Source organism: Nocardia sp. NPDC059236 (assembly GCF_042754085.1).
Lineage (GTDB): Bacteria > Actinomycetota > Actinomycetes > Mycobacteriales > Mycobacteriaceae > Nocardia.
Genome location: NZ_JBHZAF010000061.1, coordinates 1 through 831, shown reverse-complemented (window position 1 = coordinate 831; position 831 = coordinate 1). Strand labels below are relative to the sequence as shown.

Here is an 831-nt window from a genome sequence, read left to right as displayed (position 1 = left end):
GCCAGTGGCGCCGGGTGCCCGAAATTCAGCAGTGTCGCACTGGGGGAGTGCTTGCCGTGCGGCACCTCGGCGAGCACCGCCGTCACGAACTTCTCTCCCAGCAGATGCCGGTCCAGGGCGCGCTCCAGGCGTGCGCCGACGGCCGGCAGGTCCGGTTCGTCGTAGGCGGCCTCGCGGAAGGCGCCCACCACCACTGCCGCCGTCTCCACCGCCTCCAGGCCCTTGCCCTGGACGTCACCGATGATGACGCGGACGCCGTTCGGGGAGGTGACCACCTCGTACAGGTCACCACCGATCCGTGCCTCGGCGACGGCCGAGGTGTAGGAGACGGCGACCCGCAGCTGCCCGGCGCTGCGCGGCACCGGGCGCAGCAGCACCCGCTGCGCGGCCTCCGCGATGGAACGCACGTTGGCCAGTTCGGCCTCGCGCTTCTGCCGCATCGCGGTCGCCAGCAGCGCCGCGATGGACACGCCCGCAACGGAGATCAGCGTCGCGTTGCCGCGCCGCTCGCCGAACTGTTCGTTGTAGAGGCTCAGCGCGATCGACAGCGCCATCGCCAGCGCGCCGACCAGTGCGGTGCGCCGCTTGCCACCGGTCAGGCCGGCGAAGGCGGGCCCCAGCGCCATCATCGGCTGCAGCCCGATCTTGGGCCCGGCCGTCAGGTCGACGGCACCGACGATGCCCATGGCGAGGAAGGGAAACGCGGACAGCAGTCCGGTCCGCAACCGGGAGACCAAAGCGTGCTCTCTTCCTGAGGGTGACTTCGCTCAGCAGGCTCGTGCCGTGACGTCGTCTCCCGTCCTCGCCGCTGTGCTCGAACAGTTGTGACCC

Annotated in this window: 1 protein-coding gene; it reads right to left on the bottom strand. The window is 71.0% G+C overall.

Annotated features, from left to right (window positions below; genetic code table 11):
• Positions 1 to 737 (bottom strand): PP2C family protein-serine/threonine phosphatase (locus tag ACFXIV_RS47770; RefSeq protein WP_379421520.1); only part of this gene is annotated, 737 nt, incomplete at its 3' end.
• Positions 738 to 831: the final 94 nt, after the last annotated feature.